Below are 21,661 nucleotides of genomic sequence, written 5' to 3'. Positions count from 1 at the left end.
GTCACTCGGCGCTGGTGTTAACGTCTACGTGGGGCAGCCACTTGTGAACAATCTTTTCGTAGCTGCCATCTGCGCGCATGTCGTCAAGCGCGCTTTGCCAAAGGGCAACCTTGGCCGGGCTGGTCGCCGGTGAAAAGGCGATATAGTAAGCCGACTTCATGAAGCTCATATGAGCACGAACGTCAGCCGGTACCAGCCCGCCAGTGGCAAGCTCCTGCTCCAGCGTCAGGTCCTGAGTGGCAATCAGGTTGACCCTTCCGCGCTTGAGCATTCTGACCATGATCTTCGCGCTGTCGACACCATAGAGGTTGGATAACCCCATATGTTGCAAACTTTCGTAGCTGTACCATTTTTTCGGTAGAGCCAAGGGGCCGCTGGCCGCTGCATCTTGCAGGCTGTTGACCTCAATGGGGTTACTTTTGAGCGAGTAGAAACGGCTGCTGCCCACCAGAATCGGCCCAACCCACTGGAAGCTGGCTTCGCGCTCGGGTGTGCGCACGGTAGAAAACAGCGCCGTGTCCGGCTCACGCTGAGCCAGATAATAGCCACGTGTCCAGGGCACTATTTCGACAGTTGAAGGCTCGCCGGTACGGGCGATAAGCGCGTTGACCAGCTCCGCCGACATGCCGCGCATTTCGCCGTCTTGCATAAAAGCCAACGGCGCTGCCTCTTCAGTGTAGAAACGCATAGCCGCCGAGGCTTGAACCCCGAGCAAACTCAACAACACGGCACAACTCAGTTTCTTTGCAAAACACCCCACTCAGCCTTACCCCTGTCGCCAATTCTTGGTACTAACAATGTGCCACCATGATGCGCGAATACACGATCATAACTCACTGAAACGCACCCGCCATCTACGCCTTTTGGTTACCGATAATTCAGCTGGCAGTAAATTTTGACAAATTCTTCAAGCTACAACCGACAATCGGACTAGCCGCCAAGCCTCAAGCAGGCGATGATCGCACCTCAACTCTGCTATTTGATAGACATGACTGACATAACGCATACGCCGACAGAAACGCACAAGCCTCGCCCGCTGATCGATATGCTGGTGAGCATTGTTATTCCCTCGCTCATTCTGATGAAACTCAGCGGCGAAACGCGTCTTGGCGCTGATGGCGCACTGATCCTCGCACTGGCATTCCCGCTGGGCTGGGGCGCTTTCGAGCTGATCAAATACCGCAAGTTCAACTTTATCGCGCTGCTGGGTCTGGTAAGCGTATTGCTTACCGGCGGCATCGGCCTGCTGAAACTCGACAACCAGTGGCTGGCCATCAAGGAAGCTGCCGTTCCGGGGCTTATCGGCATCGCCGTGATTATCTCGACCCGCACCCGCTACCCGTTGATCCGCACCATGCTGTTCAACAAAGCGGTGCTCAATGTCGACAAGATCCAGGAACGGCTCGAACAAGGCGGCAACACCGAGCAATTCGAGCAACGCCTGCTTAAAGCCACTTACTGGCTGAGCGGCACGTTCTTTTTCTCCTCGGTAATGAACTACGTGTTGGCCAAGTGGATTGTCACAAGTCCGGGGGGCTCCGAGGCCTTTAACGAAGAGCTGGGTCGCCTGACCTTGCTCAGCTACCCGATGATCGCCATCCCGTCGATGATCATGATGATGGCCATTTTCTACTACCTGTGGAAAACCATTCATGGCCTCACCGGGCTCAAGCTCGAAGAGATCATGCACAACACCGGTCAAGACGACTGACCCGCCGGCTGGCTGACGCCCTTGTGCCTGGGCGTCAGCAGACCTTAACGCCTTGCTGACAATCTCGGTCTACCTCGGCCTGTTCCTCTCGGCCTTCGGCGCCGCCACGCTGCTGCCCCTGCAGTCAGAGGCGGTGCTGGTCGCGTTGCTGCTCAGTGGTGACTACAGCCCTTGGTGGCTGGTTGTCATCGCCAGTTGCGGCAATGTTCTGGGCTCGCTGGTGAACTGGCTGCTGGGACGCGCCGTCGAGCGTTTCAGAGATCGCCGCTGGTTTCCGGTCTCCGCACAGCATTTACAACGCGCGCAAACGCAGTATCAGCGCTACGGCCACTGGAGCCTGCTGCTCAGTTGGATGCCGGTAATCGGTGACCCGCTGACCCTTATCGCCGGCGTTATGCGCGAGCCGTTGTGGCGCTTCATGCTGATCGTCACGCTGGCCAAATCAGCCCGTTATGCGATTCTCGCCGCCATAACCCTTGGCATAACCCAGCCCTGAATAAAATCCCCGACAAACTTACCAGTGGGGGCAGCAATGCGCGGCCAGCTCGCTTAGAATGCGCGGCCGTTTTTTTGGAACAGCGCGCCGCATGTCATTTACTACTCCCGCCCGCGCCGTCGGCATAGATTTTGGTACCTCAAACTCCACCGTCGGCTGGCAACGCCCCGACACGCAGGCCTTGATCGAGCTCGAAGACGGCAAGATCACCCTGCCCTCGGTAATTTTCTTCAACTTCGAAGAACGCCGCCCGGTATACGGCCGTCTGGCCCTGCACGAATACCTCGAAGGTTACGAGGGACGCCTGATGCGCTCCCTGAAAAGCCTGCTGGGCTCGAAACTGCTGAAAAGCGAAACCACCGTCCTCGGCAGTGCACTGCCCTTCAAGGACCTGCTGGGCTTCTTTATCGGCGAGCTGAAAAACCGCGCCGAAGCCGTGGCAGAACGCAGCTTTGAAGAGGTGGTACTGGGCCGCCCGGTGTTCTTTGTCGATGACGATCCGGTCGCCGACATGGAAGCACAAAACACCCTGGTCAGCGTTGCCCACAAGCTCGGCTTCAAGGATGTGTCGTTCCAGTTCGAGCCGATTGCCGCGGCCTTCGACTACGAAAGCACCATCACCGGCGAAGAGCTGGTACTGATCGTCGATATCGGCGGCGGTACTTCGGACTTCTCACTGGTGCGTCTATCACCCGAGCGGCGCGCAGTTGCAGAGCGCCAGGACGATATTCTGGCCACTGGCGGCGTGCACATCGGCGGTACCGACTTCGACAAGCAACTCAGCCTGCAAGGGGTGATGCCACTGTTCGGATACGGCAGCCGGATGAAAAGCTCGGCGCTGATGCCCACCAGCTCGCACCTCAATCTCGCAACCTGGCACACCATTAACGCGGTGTACGCGCAGAAATCGCAGCTGGCGTTGCAGAACATGCGCTACGACATCGTCGACCCGACTGGCATCGACCGCCTGTTCAAGTTGATTGACCAGCGCGCTGGCCACTGGCTGGCGATGCAGGTGGAAGACAGCAAAATCGAGCTGACTGAAACCGATAATCGCGAAATCGACCTCAAGCGCATCGAGCCGGGCCTGGTCGCTGAACTGACTCGCGAGCTGTTCGACAGCTCGATTGATTCGCTGCTGGAGAAGATTCGCGCCAGCGTTACCGAATTGATGACCCGCGCCAATGTCAGCGTCGATCAGGTCAATACGGTGTTCTTCACCGGCGGTTCAAGCAGCATCCCGGCGCTACGCCAAAGCGTTGCCGCCATGCTGCCGAATGCCCGTCATGTCGAAGGCAACAACTTCGGCAGTATTGGCAATGGCCTGGCGATTGAGGCGCAGAAGCGCTACGGCTGAGTAAACAAGCTGGATGAGATGCAGGCTTGGCGCGGCATCTCATCCGCGCCCAAGGCAGGAGCTTTGGGCGCGGGCTGCACAAGCAGCGCCGGCACCCGCAACATCATTTAGCGCGGCACAGCGGCCGGTTTGGAAGGCTTCTTGCCTTTGCCCTTCTTGGCATTGGCACGCTCACGCGCCGCTTCCTGATTCTTGGCGAACGCGGCTGCTTTGGCCTGCTCACGCTTGTCCCAAGGATTCCCGCCATCACTGGCGCGCGGCGGCAAGCCGGTGTGCTGGGTAAGCATGGCCTTGCCGACCTTCTTGCTACCGGCTGGCGTCGAGTTCTTGCGACGTGCGCTCTGGTAGCTGTCGGTGGCAGGCTGGTGCGCCGGAATCAGCTGGTGCTTACCGTTACCAATCAGGTCGCTGCGGCCCATGCGCTCAAGTGCTTCACGCAACAGCGGCCAGCCACGCGGGTCGTGATAACGCAGGAATGCCTTGTGCAGACGGCGCTGGGTTTCGCTCTTGACGATGTTCACCCCGTCGCTCTTGTACGTCACCTTGCGCAGCGGGTTCTTGCCTGAGTAGTACATCGCGGTGGCGGTGGCCATTGGCGACGGATAGAACGCCTGCACCTGATCCGCACGGAAGTCGTTACTCTTCAGCCACAGCGCCAGATTCATCATGTCTTCATCGGTGGTGCCCGGGTGAGCGGCGATGAAGTAAGGAATCAGGTACTGCTCTTTGCCGGCCTCTTTCGAGTACTTCTCGAACATGCGCTTGAACTTGTCATAGCTGCCAATGCCCGGCTTCATCATCTTGTTCAGCGGGCCTTCCTCGGTATGTTCCGGGGCAATCTTCAGATAGCCGCCAACATGATGGGTCACCAACTCTTTAACGTACTCTGGCGACTCGACCGCGAGGTCGTAACGCAAGCCCGAGGCAATCAGAATCTTCTTCACGCCCGGCAAATCACGCGCCGAGCGATAAAGCTGAATCAAGGACGAGTGGTCGGTATTCAGGTTCTCGCAAATCCCGGGGAATACACAGGACGGCTTGCGGCACGCGGCTTCAATTTCCGGGCTCTTGCAGGCGATACGATACATGTTCGCGGTCGGGCCACCCAAGTCGGAGATAACGCCGGTAAAGCCGGGAACCTTGTCGCGAATTTCTTCGATCTCGTTGAGAATCGACTCATGCGAACGGTTCTGGATAATCCGCCCTTCGTGCTCGGTAATCGAGCAGAACGTACAGCCACCGAAGCAGCCGCGCATAATATTCACCGAGAAGCGGATCATGTCGTAGGCCGGGATTTTCTCCTTGCCATACGCCGGGTGCGGGATGCGCGCATAAGGCATGCCGAACACGTAGTCCATCTCTTCGGTGGTCATCGGGATCGGTGGTGGGTTGAACCACACATCGACCTCTCCGTGCTTTTGCACGAGCGCACGGGCGTTGCCGGGGTTGGTCTCAAGGTGCAACACGCGGTTGGCGTGCGCATAGAGCACGGCATCGGAACGGACTTTCTCGAACGATGGCAGGCGGATAACCGTCTTGTCACGCTCCAGACGCGGGTGCGGCAGCAGTTGCACGACCTTGGCTTCGTTCGGGTCATCAACCGGGCCTTTTTCTTGCTCGATCGCGCAGGCCTGAGTGTCCTGAGTATTCACATACGGGTTGATGATCTTGTCGACCTTACCGGGACGATCAATACGTGTGGAGTCGATCTCCATCCACTCTTTCGGCGTGTCACGGCGAATGAACGCGGTGCCGCGAATATCAGTGATGTCTTCGATTTTATGACCGAAGGCCAAACGCTGGGCCACTTCAACGATGGCGCGCTCGGCGTTGCCGTACAACAGGATGTCGGCACAGGCATCGATCAGAATCGAATGACGCACCTTGTCCTGCCAGTAATCGTAATGCGCAATACGACGCAGCGAGGCTTCGATACCGCCCAGCACAATCGGCACATGCTTGTAGGCTTCTTTACAGCGCTGGCTATACACCAGGCTGGCCCGATCCGGACGCTTCCCGGCCAAACCGCCTGGCGTGTAGGCGTCGTCCGAGCGGATTTTCTTGTCGGCGGTGTAGCGGTTGATCATCGAGTCCATGTTGCCAGCAGCCACCCCGAAGAACAGGTTGGGCTCGCCGAGCTTCATGAAGTCATCTTTCGATTTCCAGTCAGGCTGCGCAATGATGCCGACACGAAAACCCTGCGCTTCCAGCAAACGGCCGATAATGGCCATGCCGAACGACGGATGGTCAACATACGCATCGCCGGTCACGATGATGATGTCACACGAATCCCAGCCAAGCTGATCCATCTCTTCCCGGCTCATCGGCAAGAAAGGCGCTGGACCGAAGCACTCGGCCCAGTATTTTGGATAATCGAATAACGGCTTGGCTGCGTGCATGACAATGACCGGGTGAAGGATTTTAACGGGCGCGGAGAATAGCACAAATTTTAACCAATTCCGACCTCCCCGCTGGGTTTATCTGCCGCATGGGCAGGCAGCCGGGTATTGGTTAAATTTTCCGCCTATCGGCCTCGCGTTCATTCAACCAACGCTAGCACCGCGCCCAGCTCAGAGTAGTCGCCCCGACAACACACGCCGGCCTTGCCCCATTATCACCATGTCGGAAGCCGCAATGCGGATTCCAACCTCCATAAAGCCACACCGATCACGGAGGATGGATTAGCCGCAACGCGGCGTAATCCGTCATGGCATTTCGTCGATGGAATGCATAACCGAACACCCAAAAAACCCGCCAACGATCAAAAGCCGACCGCGCACAGCAGGCCATCCGCCATGTCGGAAGCCGCGATGCGGATTCCAACCTCCATAAAGCCACACAGATCACGGAGGATGGATTAGCCGCAACGCGGCGTAATCCGTCATGACATTGCATCGGTGGAATGCATAACCGGATACCCAAAAACCCGGCAACGATCAAAAGCAGACCGCGCACAGCAGGTCATCCGCCATGTCGGAAGCCGCGATGCGGATTCCAACCTCCATAAAGCCACACAGATCACGGAGGATGGATTAGCCGCAACGCGGCGTAATCCGTCATGACATTGCATCGGTGGAATGCATAAACCAGCACCCCAAAACCCACCAACGATCAAAAGCAAACCGCGCACAGCAAGCCATCCGCCATGTCGGAAGCCGCGACGCGGATTCCAACCTCCAGGCCGCACGGATCACGGAGGATGGATTAGTCGCAACGCGGCGAAATCCGTCATGGCATTGCGTCGATGGAATGCATAACCGGACACCCAAAAATAACCCGGCAACGATCAAAGCAGACCGCGCACAGCAGGCCATCCGCCATGTCGGAAGCCGCGTTGCGGATTCCAACCTCCATAAAGCCATACAGATCACGGAGGATGGATTAGCCGCAATGCGGCGTAATCCGTCACGGCATTGCGTCGGTGTAATGCATAAACCAACACCCGAAATTAATCCGGCAAAAATCCTCAACCGACCGCATCAAGCCCAGACACCGCAAACGCCCCATTCCAGCCGGCCAAATGCAATCGTTGCGTAGTGGGTTGAGCCGCATGGATGCGGCGAGAGTTGCGTTGGGCCAAGGACGGCCCATCGCGGCGTGCCCACGGAACAACGATGGAATGCGGGAAGCCGAGCAAAGCGAGGCCCAATGGAGGGGCATAGACCTTTGGGTTACTTTTGTGTCGACTGACAAAAGTGACTCGCCGTAAGGGCGAAAAGGTGGCGCAAGAACAATACAAATTCAGGCTTAGCGCCAGCGTTCAAAAACCAAAAACCAAAAGCCAATCAAGAGCAGACCGCGCACAGCAGGCCATCCGCCATGTCGGAAGCCGCGTTGCGGATTCCAACCTCCAGTTCGCGCGGTTCGCTGAGGATGGATTAGCCGCCACGCGGCGTAATCCGTCATGGCATTACGTCGGGTGGAACGCATATCCGGATACCCAAAACCCCGGCAACGATCAAAGCCGACCGCGCACAGCAGGTCATCCGCCATGTCGGAAGCCGCGATGCGGATTCCAACCTCCAGGCCACACGGTTCGCGGGGGATGGATTTGCTGATACACAGCAAATCACGGAGATTAGACTCCGCGTCTTACCCCAACCTCACTCCTCCTGCACATACCGCCGCGGCACCCGCGAGGTCACCTTGGTCAACAACTCATAACCAATCGTCCCCGCCGCACTGGCGACCTCATCAACGGGCAACTGCTCGCCCCACAGCTGCACCGCATCGCCGACCTCGGCTTGCGGCAAATCAGTCAGATCAACCGTGAGCATGTCCATCGACACTCGCCCTACCAAGGGCACACGCTGCCCGCGAACAACCAACGGCGTACCGGCCGGCGCATGACGCGGATAACCATCCGCATAGCCGCAACTCACCGTACCAATCCGGCTCACCCGCAGCGCCTCCCAGCCAGCGCCGTACCCCACGGTCTCACCCACCTCGACGGTACGAATCGCAATCAGCTCGGCATCCAGTTGCATCGCCGGTTTAAGGCCCAGCTCAGCCGCGCCGAGATCAGCAAACGGCGTGGCGCCATACAACATGATCCCCGGCCGCAACCAATCCATATGCGCTGCCGGGATGGTCAGAATCGCCGCCGAGTTAGCCAGTGAGCGCTGATCAAAATCCAGATCCAGCACCTCAAGAAAACGTTCGAGCTGATCTTCAGTCAGCGTATGCCCGCGCTCATCTGCACAGGCAAAATGGCTCATCAGATTCAGTTCGCCGACCTGTTTCGCGCCTCTCAGTCGGGCATAGTTTTCGCGCAGCAGATGATCATCAAAGCCCAGCCGGTGCATGCCGCTGTCGAGCTTCATCCACACATTCAGCGGCTGCTCGATGTCCAACGCCAACAGCTGGACCACCTGACGCTGGCTTTGCACCACGACATCGAGATGCAACTGCGCCGCCAACTGCAACTCGACAGCCTCAAAGCAGCCCTCAAGCAGCAACACCCGGGCGTTTGCATGCAGCGCCCGAACCTCACAGGCCTCCTCAAGACAGGCCACGGCGAATCCATCGGCCTCGTCATGCAGCGCAGTCACCACTTCGCGCACGCCATGCCCGTAAGCATTGGCTTTGACCACGGCAAATGCTTCGCGGCCCGGCGCACAGCGCTTGGCAACGGCATAGTTGTGGCGGATGGCAGACAGATTGATGGTGGCGACGAGCGGGCGCATGAATACGGCATCCTCAAACAAAACAGGCGCTCAGTTTAACCACTGAACGCCTGTTTTAATCATGCTGCGGCATTTAAACCGCTGAGAGCCGCTACGCCTTAGTCGTCATCGAACTGGTAGCTGCCCGGCGCAAGGTTCTCGAAGCGCGAGTATTTGCCGAGGAACGCCAGACGCGTGGTGCCGATTGGACCGTTACGCTGCTTACCAATGATGATTTCCGCCACGCCCTTGTACTCGGTTTCGGGGTGATAAACCTCATCGCGGTAGACGAACATGATGATGTCGGCGTCCTGCTCGATCGCACCCGATTCACGCAAGTCAGAGTTGATCGGGCGTTTGTTGGGGCGCTGCTCAAGGCCACGGTTAAGCTGCGAGAGCGCAATAACCGGGCAGTTGAATTCCTTGGCCAGGGCTTTTAGCGAGCGGGAGATTTCAGAAATCTCATTCACCCGGCTTTCGCTGCTGGAGCCGGGGATCTGCATGAGCTGCAGGTAGTCGACCATGATCATGCCGATCTCGCCATGCTCACGCGCCAGACGCCGCGTGCGCGCGCGCATTTCAGACGGTGAAATACCGGCGGTATCGTCGATGAACAGTTTGCGGTCGTTGAGCAGGTTGACCGCCGAGGTCAGGCGCGGCCAATCGTCATCATCGAGACGCCCGGCACGCACCTTGGTCTGATCGATGCGCCCCAGTGATGCGAGCATACGCATAACGATCGAGTCGGATGGCATCTCCAGCGAGTAAACGATAATCGCCTTGTCGCTGCGCAACACGGCGTTCTCGACGAGGTTCATGGCGAAGGTGGTCTTACCCATCGACGGACGACCGGCAACGATCACCAGATCCGCTGGCTGCAAGCCGCTGGTCTGTGCATCCAGATCAGTAAAGCCGGTGGACAGGCCGGTAATGTCGTCACCGCTGTTGAACAGGGTGTCGATGCGGTCGATGGCCTTGACCAGAATATCGTTGATCGCCATCGGCCCGCCGGTTTTCGGCCGTGCCTCGGCAATCTGGAAAATCAGCCGCTCGGCTTCATCGAGGATTTCCTCGCCAGTGCGACCTTCCGGTGAGTAGGCACTGTCGGCGATCTCGCCGCTAATGCCGATCAGCTGACGCAAGGTGGCGCGCTCACGGATGATCTGCGCGTAGGCCTTGATGTTGGCAACCGACGGGGTGTTTTTCGCCAGCTCGCCCAGATACGCGAGACCGCCGGTTTGCGAGAGCTGGCCTTCTTTATCCAGCTGCTCGGACAAGGTGACCACGTCAAACGGCTGATTGCGCTCGGCCAGCTTGTAGATTGCACGGAAGATCAACCGGTGATCGTGGCGATAAAAGTCGCCATCAGACACCTGATCAAGCACCCGCTCCCAGGCGTTGTTGTCGAGCATCAGGCCGCCAAGCACAGCCTGCTCAGCCTCGATTGAGTGCGGCGGCACCTTGAGGGCAGAGGTTTGCAGGTCGTATTGCTCGGGAATGCTGATCTCGTTCATAAGCTCTGAGAAAAATGAGTGGCAATAAAAAACAAAAGGCACGACATCGCTTGCGCAATGACGTGCCTAATTGTCAGCAGACCTGCACCGAAGTGCAAGACCGCTATGTCGCATACTGCTTACGCAGCAACAACAATCAGCTTAACAGTCGCTTCAACGTCAGTGTGCAGGTGCACAGCAACGTCGTATTCGCCAACTTGACGAATAGTGCCGTTCGGCAGACGAACTTCAGCTTTAGCTACTTCAACGCCAGAGGCGGTCAGTGCGTCAGCGATGTCGTGAGTACCGATCGAACCGAACAGCTTGCCTTCGTCACCCGCAGTAGCGGTGATGGTGACTTCCAGTTCGCCCAGTTGAGCAGCGCGAGCTTCAGCCGAAGCTTTCTTCTCAGCAGCCAGCTTTTCCAGCTCGGCGCGGCGTGCTTCAAAAGCAGCAACGTTAGCAGCGGTAGCAGCAGTTGCTTTGCCTTTCGGCAGCAGGAAGTTACGGCCGTAACCAGCCTTAACATTCACTTTGTCGCCCAGGTTGCCCAGGTTGGCGATTTTTTCCAGAAGGATGACTTCCATTTGGGTCTTACCTCTTAACTTTTAACCTTCACCGTTCGTGGGGCCAGTGCCGTTTTTGCGCACGTAACGACCACGAAAATCAAACAGACTATCGACTATGGCCAAGACCACGAGTAACGGATAAGTCAGCTGCATAAACAGCAACAGCGTGATGTACAGCCCAACCAGCCAGAACTTCGCCAGCCGCCCTTGCGCCACCAGCCCATGAATCAGGGCGATGCCCGCAAACGCCAACGGTACGCTACACAACGGTGTCAGCATTGCCAGTTGCAGGCCCAGATTAGGACCGACCAGCATGCCTACCAGTAGCAACATCGCCAACGGCGGCGGCAATCTCAGTGCGCGAAACTCGCGCCCAAAACCACCCGGGTTGTACAGCAACGCCTGCCAATAACGCCCAAGAACCAGGCTTAACAGGCTGACTATCTGCAACAATGCTGCTATCAATCCGGTCAAGACCGGTGCAATCAGGCTACCCAAGCGAGCTTGCTCGTCTACCGACATCTGCTGGTAGACCCCATCTAGCATTTGCGGCATGAGCTTTTGGATCTCACCCGCCATTGCATCGATGGGTTCGCGAAATTGCGCACCCAGAACCAACCCATACACCAGGCCCAATGCCACGCTGCAAAGCAGCACACGGTTCCAGGACTCGCTGGCGCGCAACAACAACGCCAGCCCTAATGCACCGAACAACACCAAAAGGGTGCGCGGCTCACCAAAATACCACCAGCCAATGGCCGGTAATAAAGCCCAGATCAGAATGCTTAACGCATCCCTCAAACCGCGCCGCAGGAGCACCAGGCAACCTGCAGCAGCACTTAACCAGAACAACAGCGGCAATGCCGCCGAAATGACCACTACCAGAGTGGCCTGCACACGGCCGCGCATAATGAATTCAGCGATGGCACGCATGCGTATATCCCTTACTACTTGTCGAACATCCGGTCTTAGCGGCCGTGGCTGTCGGTGTAGGGCAGCAGGGCCAGGAAGCGGGCGCGCTTGATAGCGGTAGCCAGCTGACGCTGATAACGAGCCTTAGTACCGGTGATACGGCTAGGAACGATTTTGCCGGTTTCCGAGATGTAAGCTTTCAGCGTGTTGAGATCTTTGAAATCGATCTCTTTCACGTCTTCAGCGGTGAAACGGCAGAATTTACGACGACGGAAGAAACGTGCCATTTGATAGGCTCCTCAATAGATCCGTGGATTACTCGTCAGCGTTGTCGCTGTCGTTGTTGTCGCTGTCATTGCTGTCATTGCTGTCAGAATGCTCAGGACGGTCACGACGCTCACGGCGCTCACTGCGGTTTTCTTCGGCCTTCAGCATCTCGGACTGCTCAACAACAGCTTCGTCGCGACGGATGACAAGGTTACGGATCACAGCATCGTTGTAGCGGAAGTTGTCTTCCAGCTCAGCCAAAGCTTTGCCAGTGCACTCAACGTTCAGCATCACGTAGTGTGCTTTGTGGACGTTGTTGATGGCGTAAGCCAGCTGACGACGGCCCCAATCTTCCAGACGGTGGATTTTGCCGCCGTCTTCTTCGATCAGCTTGGTGTAACGCTCAACCATGCCGCCGACTTGCTCGCTCTGGTCCGGGTGAACCAGAAAGATGATTTCGTAATGACGCATAAATGCTCCTTACGGGTTGTAGCCTGCCGCCAAACGCGGTCAGGCAAGGAGTGAATATCACTTGTTTGTCTTGCCAGTTAACGGCGCGCGCAAGCGCCTGCCGCAACAGCAAGGGCCAACATTCTAGAGAAGCCCCCTGCTCCACGCAAGATTAATTGGTGAATATTTGAACAATCAGGCAACAGACTGCCACCGCAGCCAAAGATAACGCCCAATCCTTACAAGCCGCTGCAGGCGGCGGATGCGTAAAGCGCAGGGCAGCCCGCAGACTGCAAATGAACCCTCAAAGCAACGCTGCAACTGCGCCATCTCTGACACAGTTGCAGACGAGAGGCTTACTTGGGCTTGCGGCGCTGACGCAATGCCTCGAAAAGACACACGCCGGTGGCGACCGAAACGTTCAGGCTGCTGACGCTGCCTGCCATCGGCAGCTTGACCAGATAATCGCAGTGCTCACGCGTCAGACGGCGCATGCCTTTGCCTTCTGCGCCCATGATCAGCACGGTTGGGCCGGTCATGTCCTGATCATAAACCTCAACTTCGGCTTCACCTGCCGTGCCGACCACCCACAGACCACGCTGCTGGAGCTTCTCCAGACTGCGCGCCAAGTTGGTAACAGCCACCAGCGGCACGACTTCAGCGGCGCCGCAGGCCACTTTACGCACCACCGGCGTCAGCGTTGCCGATTTGTCTTTGGTGACGATTACAGCCAGCGCGCCGGCCGCATCGGCGGTGCGCAAGCAAGCGCCAAGGTTGTGCGGGTCGGTTACGCCATCAAGCACCAGCAACAACGGCGGGCCTTCGCAACGATCGAGCAATTCCTCAAGCATCGCCTCGCCCCAGACCTGACTCGGGCTGACTTCCGCAACGACGCCCTGATGCACGCCCTCGACCCAGGAGTCCATCTCGCGGCGCTCGCACTGGCCGATGGTCACGCGCGATTGCGTGGCCAGTTCGACCAATGTTTGCACGCGCGGATCACTGCGCCCATCCGCCAGCCACACGTGCTTGACGCGCTTGGGATGGTGACGCAACAACGCTTCCACGGCATGCACGCCGTAGATTTTTTCCAGTTGACTCATGACTTCGCCTTACGTTTACGCGGCGCGCCAGACTTGCCTTCCGCACCGGCCTTTGGCGGCCCCTTGCGGTGCTTGCTAGGCTTCGCCGCCTTGCTGTCGGACTTGGCCGGCGCGGCTTTGCTGCCGCTACGGCTCTTACCCGACTTAGATTTCGACTCGGCCAGCAATGCCTTCTTCACATCGCGGCTCTTTTGCACATCGGTATTACCCGGCTTGGCGCGATCACCGCGTGAGCTGCGCGGCGCACGGCCGTCATCGCCACGCTTACGGCCGACTGCCGCATTGGCAGCGCCTTCGGACATTTCGAAGTCGATTTTGCGTTCATCGAGATCGACGCGCATGACGCGCACTTCAACCGTATCGCCCAGACGGAAGTTACGTCCGCTGCGCTCGCCAGCCAAACGGTGATGAACCGGATCGAAGTGATAGTAATCGCCCGGCAACGCCGTGACGTGCACCAGACCTTCGACGAAGATATCGGTCAGTTCGACGAACAGACCAAAGCCTGTGACCGCCGTGATCACGCCCGGGAAAACCTCGCCGACGCGGTCTTTCATGAACTCGCACTTGAGCCAGTTGACCACATCACGCGTCGCTTCATCGGCGCGGCGCTCGGACATCGAGCACTGCTCGCCCAGCTCTTCAAGCATGGCCTCGTCGTACGGATAAATCCGCGCTTTAGGCATGCTCGTCGCACCGGCACGCTTGACGTGCGGCGTGTCGATACGCGAACGGATAACGCTGCGGATCGCGCGGTGAATCAACAGATCCGGGTAGCGACGAATCGGCGAGGTAAAGTGCGCGTAAGCATCGTAATTGAGACCGAAGTGGCCCTGATTATCGGCGCTGTACACCGCCTGGCTCAACGAACGCAGCATCACGGTCTGGATCAGGTGGTAATCCGGACGATCTTTGATGGTTTCAAGCAACGCCTGATAGTCCTTCGGCGACGGGCCATCCTTGGATTTGCCGCGCTGCAATGACAAGCCAAGCTCACCCAGAAATGCCTTGAGCTTTTCCAGACGCTCTGGCGGCGGGCCATCGTGCACCCGGTACAGCGCAGGAATTTCATGCTTCTGCATGAACGCAGCCGTCGCCACGTTGGCCGCCAGCATGCACTCCTCAATCAGCTTGTGAGCATCGTTGCGCTGGGTCGGCAGGATTTCGGCAATTTTGCGCCCGGAACCGAAGATGATCCGGGTTTCCTGGGTTTCAAAATCAATCGCACCACGCTCGTGACGCGCCGACAACAGTACCTGATACAGCGAATAGAGCTGCTTGAGATCCGGCAGCACTTCTTTGTACTCGCTGCGCAGCTGTTTGCCTTCAGTGCTCTTTGGCTGCTCAAGCATGGCGCTGACCTTGTTGTAGGTCAGGCGGGCATGCGAGTGAATCACTGCCTCGTAGAACTGATAATCGGTCATCTGGCCGGTTTTCGAGATGGTCATTTCACAAACCATCGCCAAACGGTCGACATGCGGATTCAACGAGCACAGGCCGTTGGACAACTCTTCCGGCAGCATCGGGATAACCCGTTCCGGGAAATACACCGAGTTGCCACGCACCTGCGCTTCAGCGTCCAACGCCGAACCGACTTTTACGTAATGCGAAACGTCGGCAATGGCCACATAAAGCTTCCAGCCACCGGAGAACAAGCGCCAGCTGCCGCCACTCTTCTCGCAATACACGGCGTCGTCGAAGTCGCGGGCATCTTCACCGTCAATCGTGACGAATGGCAGATGGCGCAGATCAACACGCTTCTCTTTGTCTTTCTCTTCGACTTCCGGCTTGAGCTTGTGGGCTTCCTTGATCACGGCATCCGGCCACACGTGCGGAATGTCGTAGGTGCGCAAGGCCACATCGATTTCCATGCCCGGCGCCATGTAGTTGCCCACCACTTCGGTGACATCACCTTGCGGCTGGAAGCGCTGAGTCGGCCAATGGGTGATCGTTACCTGAACGAACTGCCCTTGCTTGGCACCGCCATTGCGGCCCTGAGTGACCAGCACTTCCTGCTGGATTTTCGGGTTATCCGGAATAACGAAGCCAATGCCGCTCTCTTCGTAGTAGCGACCGACGATGGTTTCATGGCCACGCGAGATCACTTCGACCACGGCGCCCTCACGACGCCCACGACGGTCGAGGCCCGCAACGCGAGCCAGCGCACGGTCACCATCGAACACCAGGCGCATTTGCGCCGGGCTCAGGAACAGGTCGTCGCTGCCGTCATCCGGCACCAGAAAACCGAAGCCGTCACGGTGGCCACTGATCCGGCCCAATACCAGATCCAGCTTGTCGACCGGCGCGTACGTACCACGGCGGGTGTAAATAAGCTGACCGTCACGCTCCATAGCGCGCAGTCGGCGACGCAGGGCTTCTACCTGCTCATCTGTTGTCAGCCCGAACTCTTCGAGCAGTTGTTCACGGTTCGCAGGCGAGCCACGTTCGGCGAGATGCGAAAGAATCAACTCCCGACTTGGGATAGGGTTTTCATATTTTTCCGCTTCACGAGCGGCCTCGGGATCGAGGGATTGCCAATCGGCCATTAGAGGGGTTTCACCTTTTCTATATAAATTCGGTTTGCCATGTGCCTATTGAAGCGCGAAAACGGGGTCTAGGTCAGCCGCGATGTGCTCAATAAAAAAAATTTACTCTAGGGCTTTACAAGTAAAAACCTGATCCGTATTATGCGCGCCACAACGACGGCAAACGTAGTTGTAGTTGATAGTAAATGAGCGATCATTGCAATCAATGCCCAGGTGGTGAAATTGGTAGACACGCCAGCTTCAGGTGCTGGTGACCTTACGGTCGTGGAAGTTCGAGTCTTCTCCTGGGCACCAATTCAAAAAAACCGAGCCAAGCGCTCGGTTTTTTATTGCCTGCAATTTGGCATTCCCTGCACCGATTCGCTCACTCACGCTCTCAAGTCTAGGCGCTCAAAGCCGGAAAGGAAATTTCCAGCCTTGAGAACACCTGCGGCAACTATAGCCTAACGCCTGTTGCCGATTCTTTTCAGACCCGGAACTGCCCCAGGCTTGCACGCAATTGCGCCGCCAGCCCATCAAGCACACGACCACTGGTGGCTGTCGCCGCCACTACTTCTTCGGCGCGACGCGCTTCGGTGTGAATCACCTCTACCCGCCCCCGCACAGCATTTGCACCTTGCGCTTGTTGTTCAGCAGCCACGGCAGCAGCGTTGATTACCTCATGCACCTGCTCGACTGCATCACGAACCGCCTGCTGCAAGCGATCGCTTTCACGCAAGGCTGAAAGCCCCTGCTCGGCATGCCGGCCAGCCTGACCAATCGCACTGACGGCCTCCCGCGCACCTTGCTGCAACGCCGTGATGTGCGCCTGAATACTGCCGGTGGACTGCTGGGTCTTGCTGGCCAGCGCCCGCACCTCATCAGCAACCACGGCAAAACCGCGACCCGTCTCACCTGCACGCGCCGCTTCAATGGCAGCATTCAACGCCAGTAGATTGGTTTGCTCGGCGATGCCGTGAATAACGGTCAGCACCTCTTCGATTTGCTCGCTCTGTTTTGCCAGCTTCTCGATAACCGCCGAACCCGTGCCGACGCTCTCGACCAGCTCGGCAATAGAGTTACCCACGTCACGCGCCAATGCGGCGTTATCCTCGGTCGCCTGACGAATAGAGGTGACGCGCTGCTGCGCCTCCTGCATGGAATGGCTTTCGTGCTGCGCTTCCACCGCCATCTGCTGCAAGGCCGCCAGACTGCCCGCGACCTCATCGCGCTGGCGACCTGCCGCCGACTCGGCCGCGGCACTGTGCTGCGCCAAGCCCTGAATTTCCTGACCGGTGCGCACGGCAACTTCACCCGCCTCGCGCACGATTGGCTGCAACTTGGCGACAAAGCGGTTCACCGCAGCCGCCATATCAACGATTTCGTCGTCGCCCCTGATCCGCACCCGACGCGTTAGATCGCCCTCACCGGCCGCCCAGTCGTCCAGCGCCGCGATCAGCGTATGCAATTTGCTGACAACACGCCGCCCCAACACCACCGCCAACAACAGCAATACACCCAGCCCGACCAGCGCCAGACCGACCGTAATATTCCAGCGCAAGCCGGCAGCGGCAGACTCGACTGCCTGACGGCTGTTATCCGACATATTCTTGGCCGCTTGCTGGGCACTGCTCAAACGCGCCGACAACGCTGCACTGCTATCGCTGGCCGCACCGCTCAATCCCTCGGAAACCAACTTACCACTGCTGTCGATCAGGTCATCAAAGCGCTGATCCAGCGCCGCCAGCTCATCACTGACACCGGCTGTGGATACCCCGAGAATAACCTTGCCGATCTCGCTGCCCATCGGACTGATAGACGCCTCGACGCGATACACACCAGGATCATCGCTGGCCGCATTGATCAGCTTATCCAGCGCACCGCGCCCCTCGCCTTTGGCAATCAGCGCCTTGATGCGCGGATCAGCGCGATTGACGTGACGAGTCAGGCGCTCGCCCTGTGCATCCAGATACACCACAAACAACACGCTCGGGTTGCGCTGCGCCATGCGCACCAACTCGGTCAGCGCCGGCACATCGTTATCCCAGATAGCTTTTGGCGATACCGCCGCCAGCAGTTGCGCCAGATCATTGGCCGACTGCTGCAAGTTACGCTCAAGAACGCCGCGCAACTGCTCCTGCTCGCCACTGAGCTTCTGCGAGAGGCCTTGCGCAAGTTTTTCCTGCGTGCGCGCCGACAAGCCCTCAAGGCCGCCAGTCACCTCGCGCCCCGCCTCTTGCAGCTCGGTAGACAGCTGCTGGCTGTCCGCACCCAACCGCTGAGCCAGTTCATCCACCAGCGAAGTCACCGTTGCACTGGTCAACAGCACCGCCACCAACACTTGCACCAACAACGCCAGAATCAGCGCAATAAACACCGGGCGCAGCAAACGACTGCGCAACAACGAAGAAATGGCAAACACGGGGGCAGCTCCTCATAAACCGTATCGACTGTAACGGCGACTTCAGGGATTTATTGAGGGCAGGCAAGCTCCGTACCAAGGTTTATTTTGCAGATGAGACGTAGTCCCGGGGAATGTCTCGGCATGGGGATGTGAACGCGGGTATTGGCATTAAGGATCGCGGCGCGAGTGGTGTGAATATGGGTATTGCCTTGACGGATCGCGGCGGGCGCCGCCATCCATCCTCCGGGAATGGTGCTTCAGAAACAACAAAGGGCCGCCATTGGCGACCCTTCGTGGTGCAGCTGCCTGGCTATCAGGCGAACGGGTGACGCAGAACGATGGTCTCGTTGCGGTCAGGGCCGGTCGATACGATATCAATCGGCGCACCCACCAGCTCTTCAACACGCTTGATGTAAGCACGTGCATTGGCTGGCAGCTCGTCCAGAGACTTGGCACCCACTGTCGACTCACTCCAGCCCGGCACGGTTTCGTACACTGGCTGCAGGCCGATGTAGCTGTCGGCGTCAGTTGGCGCGTCAACCAGCACTTCACCATTCTGGTCTTTGTAGCCGACGCAGATGTTGATGTTTTCCAGGCCGTCAAGAACGTCCAGCTTGGTCAGGCACAGGCCCGAGATGCTGTTGATTTCGATAGCGCGACGCAGGATCACGGCATCGAACCAGCCGCAACGACGGGCACGGCCGGTGGTCGCACCAAACTCGTGGCCACGCTTGGCGAGGAATGCACCGGTCTCATCGAACAGCTCAGTCGGGAAAGGACCCGAACCCACGCGCGTGGTGTAAGCCTTGGTGATACCCAGAATGTAGTCGAGGTACATCGGGCCAAAACCAGAACCGGTGGCGATGCCGCCAGCAGTGGTGTTGGAGCTGGTCACGTACGGATAAGTACCGTGGTCGATATCCAGCAGAGAGCCCTGAGCGCCTTCAAACATGATGTCTTTCGAGTCACGGCGCATTTCATGCAGCACAGCTGTGACATCAGTCATCATCGGCTTCAGCAGCTCAGCGTATTCCATGCACTCGTCGAGTGTTTTCTGGAAGTCGATTGCCGGCTCTTTGTAGTAATTCTGCAGTACAAAGTTGTGGTAATCGAGCAGCTCGCCGAGTTTGGAAGCAAAACGCTCACGGTGGAACAGGTCACCGATGCGCAGGCCGCGACGGGCTACTTTGTCTTCGTAAGCCGGGCCAATGCCGCGACCGGTAGTGCCGATCTTGGCGTCGCCACGAGCCTTCTCACGCGCCTGATCCAGCGCTACGTGATAAGACAGGATCAGCGGGCACGAAGGGCTGATGCGCAGGCGCTCACGCACCGGTACGCCTTTCTCTTCGAGCTTGTTGATTTCGCGCAGCAGCGCGTCGGGCGCAACCACCACACCGTTACCGATGAGGCACTGCACGCCATCACGCAGGATGCCCGACGGGATCAGGTGCAGGACGGTTTTCTCGCCGTCGATGACCAGCGTGTGGCCCGCGTTGTGGCCACCCTGGTAGCGCACAACAGCAGCAGCCTGCTCAGTCAGCAGGTCAACAATCTTACCCTTGCCCTCATCACCCCATTGGGTGCCCAGGACTACGACATTCTTACCCATAACACTTGTCCTCTTAGCGCAAGCTGGTTACCGGAGTCATCCGGCATAACAAATCGTGATGGCCGGTCGAACAGCACATCAGTATGGCCGGTTATGACGCCAGCGGTACTACCTGCCATCGTCCATCAAGCAATTGCAGCTGACTGCCACAGCCAGCTTCCAGTGCATCAGCCATTGTCTGCTCGGGCAGCGCCTGAATCACGCGCGCACCCTGCTGACGAAGCTTTTGCACGGCTTGCCACAGGTAAACATCATGGTTATCCGGAGCCCAGATACCGGGCTCCACTTCATCAAGCTGCATCTGACCCAGGGTGACCAGTGTTTTCAGGTCAGTCGAGAAGCCAGTCGCCGGGCGGGCGCGACCGAAGTCGGCGCCGATGTCATCGTAACGACCGCCCTGAGCAATGGCCGAACCTTCGCCCGGCACGAACGCGGCAAACACTACACCGGTGTGGTAGTGATAGCCGCGTAGCTCACCCAGATCAAAGTACAGCGGTAATTCCGGATAGCGCAGGCTCAGCGCATCAGCAATCGCCAGCAGTTCGTCGAGCGCTGCATGCACATCATCCGGCGCCTCAACCAGACAGGCCTGAGCCAGGTCCAGCACCTCACGGCCACCGCACAATTCAGCCAGCGAGCGCAGCATCTTGCTCAGCTGAGCCGGCAAGTCTTCGGTCAGCGCAGCAATTTCGTCCATCGCCTTGCGCTGCAATGCATCGAACAACTGCTGCTCGACTGCGCCCGACAACTTGGCAGCACGGGCCAGGCCGCGGTAGATCCCGACATGGCCGAGGTCCATATGCACGTCCGGCACTGCAGCCAGCTCAAGGGTGTTCACCAGCAAGCTGATGACCTCGACATCGCTGGCCGGGCTGGCATCGCCATACAACTCTGCGCCCAACTGGATCGGGCTACGCGAGGTGGTCAGCGCACGCGGTTGTGCATGCAGCACGCTACCGGCGTAGCACAGGCGGCTCGGCCCTTCACGACGCAAGGTATGCGCATCAATGCGCGCAACCTGCGGGGTGATATCGGCACGGAAGCCCATTTGGCGACCCGAAAGCGGATCGACCACTTTAAACGTGCGCAGGTCGAGATCCTGGCCAGCGCCGGTCAACAGCGATTCCAAATACTCGATATGCGGCGTTACTACGAATTCATAACCCCAGCGCTGAAACAGATCCAGCACCTGACGCCGCGCCACTTCGATGCGCGCAGCTTCTGGAGGCAGTACTTCTTCAATGCCATCTGGCAGGAGCCAGCGGTCTACCGTCGCCATTTCGCCATTCCCCTCTTGAACCGGGCGGCACAAGCCTTTAGTGAAGCAGATAAAGGAGCGCTGTTCCCAGCAGCATGCTGGCCAGCCCCATGAGACGTAGATTGCGATCCGACAGCTGAGTCAATTGCACAGCCGCACCACGCCAACCGCGCGGATAGAGGAAGGGCAGGATGCCTTCTAGCACCAGCACAAAACACAACGCTATGCCTATTTCCTGCCACATGATTCCCACAGACGCAAAAAAGCCGGGATTTTCCCGGCTGCTGCATCATACCACGTTTTCAACAACGGTCACCCCGAAGCACGCATTGCATGCTTCGG

The 21,661-nt window shown here is 58.2% G+C and carries 17 protein-coding genes and 1 tRNA gene; 4 read left to right on the top strand and 14 right to left on the bottom strand.

Annotated elements, in window-relative coordinates; all coding sequences use genetic code 11:
• Nucleotide 1: 1 nt before the first annotated feature.
• Entirely contained in the window at nt 2-727 is a 726-nt protein-coding gene (locus tag FEZ62_RS09970) for an ABC transporter substrate-binding protein (RefSeq protein WP_239655506.1), read from the bottom strand.
• 261 nt (nt 728-988) lie between these two features.
• Here FEZ62_RS09970 and FEZ62_RS09965 point away from each other — a divergent pair, with 261 nt between their 5' ends.
• The 3 genes from FEZ62_RS09965 (at nt 989) to FEZ62_RS09955 (ending at nt 3,564) form a co-directional block, all read left to right on the top strand.
• Nucleotides 989-1,711: a VC0807 family protein gene (locus tag FEZ62_RS09965; protein WP_069898266.1), complete on the top strand. Its 723-nt coding sequence runs from the start codon at nt 989-991 to the stop codon at nt 1,709-1,711.
• A gap of 61 nt (nt 1,712-1,772) precedes the next feature.
• A complete protein-coding gene (locus tag FEZ62_RS09960; protein ID WP_172927592.1) occupies nt 1,773-2,207 on the top strand; it encodes a VTT domain-containing protein in 435 nt (144 codons plus the stop codon).
• Nucleotides 2,208-2,298: 91 nt separating this feature from the next.
• Complete coding sequence (locus FEZ62_RS09955; RefSeq protein ID WP_172927531.1) at nt 2,299-3,564, top strand: Hsp70 family protein; 1,266 nt, start codon at nt 2,299-2,301, stop codon at nt 3,562-3,564.
• Between the two features lie 107 nt (nt 3,565-3,671).
• On the opposite strand, the gene FEZ62_RS09950 is transcribed toward FEZ62_RS09955, so the two are convergent.
• The 9 genes from FEZ62_RS09950 to rnr all read right to left on the bottom strand — a co-directional run bounded on the left by FEZ62_RS09950 (nt 3,672) and on the right by rnr (nt 16,069).
• Nucleotides 3,672-5,963: a YgiQ family radical SAM protein gene (locus tag FEZ62_RS09950; protein WP_172927530.1), complete on the bottom strand. Its 2,292-nt coding sequence runs from the start codon at nt 5,961-5,963 to the stop codon at nt 3,672-3,674.
• Between the two features lie 1,704 nt (nt 5,964-7,667).
• On the bottom strand, nt 7,668-8,750 hold the full coding sequence (gene alr / locus FEZ62_RS09945) for an alanine racemase (protein ID WP_172927529.1): 1,083 nt from the start codon (nt 8,748-8,750) through the stop codon (nt 7,668-7,670).
• 98 nt (nt 8,751-8,848) lie between these two features.
• Complete coding sequence (gene dnaB / locus FEZ62_RS09940; RefSeq protein ID WP_069898269.1) at nt 8,849-10,243, bottom strand: replicative DNA helicase; 1,395 nt, start codon at nt 10,241-10,243, stop codon at nt 8,849-8,851.
• A 119-nt stretch (nt 10,244-10,362) separates the two neighbouring features.
• Complete coding sequence (gene rplI / locus FEZ62_RS09935) at nt 10,363-10,809, bottom strand: 50S ribosomal protein L9 (protein WP_069898270.1); 447 nt, start codon at nt 10,807-10,809, stop codon at nt 10,363-10,365.
• A 21-nt stretch (nt 10,810-10,830) separates the two neighbouring features.
• On the bottom strand, nt 10,831-11,724 hold the full coding sequence (locus tag FEZ62_RS09930) for a hypothetical protein (protein ID WP_069898271.1): 894 nt from the start codon (nt 11,722-11,724) through the stop codon (nt 10,831-10,833).
• 35 nt (nt 11,725-11,759) lie between these two features.
• A complete protein-coding gene (rpsR, locus tag FEZ62_RS09925; protein ID WP_003246847.1) occupies nt 11,760-11,990 on the bottom strand; it encodes a 30S ribosomal protein S18 in 231 nt (76 codons plus the stop codon).
• A 28-nt stretch (nt 11,991-12,018) separates the two neighbouring features.
• Nucleotides 12,019-12,441 (bottom strand): 30S ribosomal protein S6, encoded by a 423-nt coding sequence (gene rpsF / locus FEZ62_RS09920; RefSeq protein ID WP_069898272.1) that lies wholly within the window; start codon nt 12,439-12,441, stop codon nt 12,019-12,021.
• A 335-nt stretch (nt 12,442-12,776) separates the two neighbouring features.
• The gene (rlmB, locus tag FEZ62_RS09915) at nt 12,777-13,523 is read right to left on the bottom strand and encodes a 23S rRNA (guanosine(2251)-2'-O)-methyltransferase RlmB (protein ID WP_069898273.1); all 747 of its coding nucleotides are present in this window, start codon (nt 13,521-13,523) and stop codon (nt 12,777-12,779) included.
• Entirely contained in the window at nt 13,520-16,069 is a 2,550-nt protein-coding gene (gene rnr, locus FEZ62_RS09910) for a ribonuclease R (RefSeq protein ID WP_069898274.1), read from the bottom strand. The genes rlmB and rnr overlap by 4 nt, the downstream gene beginning before the upstream one ends.
• Nucleotides 16,070-16,276: 207 nt before the next feature.
• Between rnr and FEZ62_RS09905 the strand changes: the two genes are divergently transcribed.
• A tRNA-Leu gene (locus FEZ62_RS09905) sits at nt 16,277-16,363 on the top strand.
• 172 nt (nt 16,364-16,535) lie between these two features.
• Here the strand turns inward: FEZ62_RS09905 and FEZ62_RS09900 are convergent.
• From FEZ62_RS09900 to FEZ62_RS09885, 4 genes are all read right to left on the bottom strand, one after another.
• Nucleotides 16,536-18,470, bottom strand: coding sequence for a methyl-accepting chemotaxis protein (locus FEZ62_RS09900; RefSeq protein WP_172927528.1), 1,935 nt, complete (start codon nt 18,468-18,470; stop codon nt 16,536-16,538).
• 295 nt (nt 18,471-18,765) lie between these two features.
• Nucleotides 18,766-20,061: an adenylosuccinate synthase gene (locus tag FEZ62_RS09895; RefSeq protein WP_069898276.1), complete on the bottom strand. Its 1,296-nt coding sequence runs from the start codon at nt 20,059-20,061 to the stop codon at nt 18,766-18,768.
• Between the two features lie 91 nt (nt 20,062-20,152).
• Nucleotides 20,153-21,340: an ATP phosphoribosyltransferase regulatory subunit gene (locus FEZ62_RS09890; protein WP_069898277.1), complete on the bottom strand. Its 1,188-nt coding sequence runs from the start codon at nt 21,338-21,340 to the stop codon at nt 20,153-20,155.
• A 37-nt stretch (nt 21,341-21,377) separates the two neighbouring features.
• Nucleotides 21,378-21,563: a DUF2065 domain-containing protein gene (locus FEZ62_RS09885; RefSeq protein ID WP_069898278.1), complete on the bottom strand. Its 186-nt coding sequence runs from the start codon at nt 21,561-21,563 to the stop codon at nt 21,378-21,380.
• Between the last annotated feature and the right edge of the window lie 98 nt (nt 21,564-21,661).

This window comes from Pseudomonas sp. MS19 (assembly GCF_013277615.1).
Classification (GTDB): domain Bacteria; phylum Pseudomonadota; class Gammaproteobacteria; order Pseudomonadales; family Pseudomonadaceae; genus Aquipseudomonas; species Aquipseudomonas marincola.
Note: the sequence above shows the minus strand (reverse complement) of the source record. Positions and strands in the feature narration are given on the sequence as shown.